Origin of the sequence: Actinoplanes sp. NPDC048791 (assembly GCF_040650095.1) — a bacterium.
Taxonomy (GTDB): domain Bacteria; phylum Actinomycetota; class Actinomycetes; order Mycobacteriales; family Micromonosporaceae; genus Actinoplanes.
On sequence record NZ_JBEZGQ010000822.1, the window covers coordinates 1 to 3766 of the forward strand.

Genomic DNA, 3766 nt, shown 5'->3' on the forward strand with positions numbered 1-3766 from the left:
TTCGAGGGCCGGCGGGTCCGGCTGCCGGTGTTCCTGGGCCGCCATCCCGCCGAGGCGGCCGATCCGGAGCTGCGGGCCTTCCACCGCCGGCTGGTGACGGCGGCTGCGCACCTGCGGGGGGAGTGGCAGCTGCTCGACTGCCACGGCTGGCCGGACAATCCCAGCCATCACGACATGCTCGCGTGGTCGTGGCACGACGGTGAGGCCGGGTATCTGATCGTGCTGAACTTCGCCGACCGGCCGGGCCAGGCCCGCGTGCACCCACCCTGGCCCACCGCGGGGTCGTCGTGGCGGCTGACCGACCTGCTGGACGGCCGGGTCTTCGACCGCGACGGCGATGAGCTGGCGGAGGCCGGGCTCTACGCCGACCTGTCCGCCTGGGGTTGGCATGTGCTCCAGGCCCGCGCCGTCGAACAGTGAGGGATGACGCACATGTGTCGCACGACCACCGGCGACGGCGCTCTGTCCCGAGAACGAGAACCTGCGCCGGCTCCCGGACGAGACGCGGCTGGTGGTGTCCGAGCCGTTGGGCGAGCTACCGGAGGGAAATCGCGATGACGGAGACCAGGACCGGACGCTTCTCGGGCGAACTGCGGCAGGCGCTGGTGGCATTCGCCCTGGCCCAGTTCATCTGCAGCTTCGCCGGCTCGAACATGAACGTCATGATCACTGACATCAGCGAGGATCTCGGCACCGACGTGCAGGGGGTTCAGCTGACCATCACCCTGTTCCTGGTGGTGATGGCGGCACTGATGATCCCCGGCGGCAAGCTGACCGACCGGCTGGGCCGTAAACGGTGCATGGTGGCCGGGCTGGCCCTCTTCGGCGTGGGCGCGCTGGTGAGCGCGATGGCGCCCGGGCTGGGCGTGCTGATCATCGGCAACTCCATCCTCGAGGGTGTCGGGACGGCTCTGCTGATCCCGCCGGTCTACATCCTCACCACGTTGATCTTCACCGACCTGGGTTCGCGGGCCCGGGCCTTCGGCGCGATCAGCGCGATGGGCGGGATCGGCGCGGTCGCCGGTCCGCTGATCGGTGGCTTCATTGCGTCCGCGATCAGCTGGCGGGCCGCGTTCCTGTTCCAGGCACTCATCGTGCTGGCGATCATCGTGCTGAGCCGCCGGTCGGTCCACGATCCGGTGCGGCCCGACCCCTCCCGGCCGTTCGATGTCCGTGGCGCGGTGCTCTCGGCGGCCGGCCTCATCCTGATAGTGCTCGGTATTCTCGCCGCCGACGACGGGCTGTGGCTCATGCTGGGCCTGCTGGTCGCCGGGGCCCTGGTCCTCGCCGGATTCTTCGTGTCCGTACGCGCCCGGGAGCGGGCCGGTCAGGAGCCGCTGCTGTCCACGTCGCTGTTCCGCAACCACATCTCGAATCTGGGACTGATCACGCAGAACGCCCAGTGGCTGATGGTCATGGGCACCTCCTTCGTGGTGTCGGCCTACCTGCAGGTGGTGCGCGGCTACAACGCGATCGAGACCGGGGCGGTGTTCACGGCCACCACGGTCGGCCTGTTGCTCTCGTCGCTGGGGGCCGAGCGGTTCGCCCGCCGCCGGGCCCAGCGCACGCTGATCGTCGCCGGCTTCGCCGTCACGGTCGTGGGACTGGCGTTGCTGGTGCTTCTGGTCCGGTTCTACGCCGGGGTGTGGCCGTTCGTCCCCGGGCTGTTCATCATCGGGCTCGGGCTGGGCGCGATGCTGACCCCGTCGGTCAACATCGTGCAGTCCGCCTTCGGCGAGCAGCAACAGGGCGAGATCTCGGGACTCTCCCGCTGCGTGTCGAACCTGGGCTCGTCCCTGGGCGCGGCGCTGGCCGGCACGATCCTGGCCGCGTCGATCGGTGACCATCCCGGACGGGGGTACGCGCTGGCCCTGACGGCCGTGGCCGTCGTCGGAGTGATCGGGCATCTCACCGCGTTGTTCCTGCCGCGTGGACCGGCTCCGGTCCTGCCGCAGGGTCAGTAGGCCGCGGGCGCGCCGGTCGGCGATGGCCGGCGTGCTGCCTTCCGTGCCCCCGCCCGCAACGGGCGGGGGCATTTGCCGTGCGACTCCGGAATGCCGTCGCGTATAACCGATATCCGGCGACTTTCATCGCGCCGGAATCGCACCATCCGCGCAAGGCCGCTTACGAGGCGGGCTCCGTCCATGGTGCCGGTCCTGTCCGGTGAGCACGGCTTCTGAGCAGGTCAGCCCGGCGCTGGAAGTTTCGGGTATTGGTCGGTTGTTGTGGCGGGAAGGTTTCCGGGAAGTGTCGGCCGCGCCGCGCCAACCTGGTCCGAGATTGGTCTTGACCGGCTGGATATGACCTCGTAACGTGCCGAATTAGTTTCCGATTTATATCGATCAATGTATGAAAGTTTCGCGGCTGGGGGACCCGGCCGCCGGTCCACCGTGCGCCGGGAACGGCGTCGAAGGGGGAGTTGACCGTGAGAGATTCAGTGCGGTTCAGCCGCAGATCGGTACTCGGACTGGCCGCCGCGGCCTCGGCCGGCGCGGTCCTGGCCGGGTGCAGCGGCGACGAGGGCGGGTCGGGCTCAGGCAAGAAGATCCGGTGGTGGCACATCGCCAACGCCGATCCGATGCTGTCGGAGTGGGCCAAGATGGCCCGCCAGTTCGAGGCCTCGCACCCCGGCGTCAAGTTCGAGATCACGCCGCTGGAGAACGAGGCCTTCAAGACCAAGCTCACCACCGTCGTGCAGGCCGGCGACCCGCCGGACATCTTCCACACCTGGGGTGGCGGCGTGCTGGCCCAGCAGGCCGACGCGGGCATGGTCAAGGACCTCTCCGCGGAGGTCGGCCAGTGGAAGGACACGCTCATCCCGACCGCGCTCGACGCGTACACGATCGAGGGCAAGACGTACGCGTCCCCGGTCGACACCGGCATGGTCGGTTTCTGGTACAACAAGGAGCTCTTCGATCGGGCCGGAGTGAGCGAGGCCCCGGCCACCTGGGCGGAGTACCTGGAGGCGGTCCGCAAGCTCAAGGCCGCGTCCATCACGCCGATCGCGCTGGCCGGCAAGGAGAAGTGGCCCGGCCACTACTACTGGGCCTACCTGGCCCTGCGGATCGGCGGCCTGGACGCGCTGCGGCAGGCGGCCGTGGACAAGGACTTCGCCAAGCCCGACTTCGTCGCGGCGGGCACCCGCCTGGCCGAACTCGTCGCGCTGCAACCGTTCCAGACCGGCTATCTGGCCGCGGGCTATTCCACAGCGGACGGACAGGCCGCGACGGTGGGCAACGGCAAGGCGGCCATGGAGCTCATGGGCCAGTGGGCGCCGGTCGTCCAGCGCGACAACTCGGCCGGCAAGAAGGGTCTCGGCGAGCGGCTCGGATTCTTCGAGTTCCCGGCGGTCGACGGCGGCAAGGGCAAGATCACCGACGCGTTCGGCGGCGGTGGCGGTTTCGCCGTCGGCAAGGACGCACCGCCGGAAGCGGTGGAGTTCCTGAAGTTCATCGCCCAGCCCGAGAACGCCCGCATCGAGGCCAAGACGGCCGGCGTGCTGCCGGTCGTGAAGGCGGCCTCGGACGCTGTCACCGATCCCAACCTCAAGCTGGTGGCCGACACGATGAACCGGGCGACCGGCTTCCAGCTCTATCTGGACCAGGCCTACGCCCCGGCCGTGGGCCAGCAGGTCAACGACAGCGTGGCCGAGCTGCTGGCCGGCAAGTCGTCGCCGGAACAGCTGGTCAAGGCCGTCACCACTGCGGCGAAACAGGGCTGAGCGGCGGTGCTCACCGACGAACGCCGGCCCGCGCCGGCTCCGCCG

2 protein-coding genes and 1 pseudogene are annotated in these 3766 nt (G+C 69.5%); all 3 read left to right on the plus strand.

Annotated elements, in window-relative coordinates; all coding sequences use genetic code 11:
- A pseudogene (locus AB0C29_RS37765) lies at positions 1–420 on the plus strand (alpha-amylase); the annotation flags it as partial.
- A 134-nt stretch (positions 421–554) separates the two neighbouring features.
- Positions 555–1964 carry an MFS transporter gene (locus tag AB0C29_RS37770; RefSeq protein WP_360830944.1) on the plus strand — a complete coding sequence of 470 codons (1410 nt, stop codon included), beginning with the start codon at positions 555–557 and terminating at the stop codon, positions 1962–1964.
- A gap of 461 nt (positions 1965–2425) precedes the next feature.
- On the plus strand, positions 2426–3721 hold the full coding sequence (locus AB0C29_RS37775; RefSeq protein WP_360830948.1) for an extracellular solute-binding protein: 1296 nt from the start codon (positions 2426–2428) through the stop codon (positions 3719–3721).
- Positions 3722–3766: the final 45 nt, after the last annotated feature.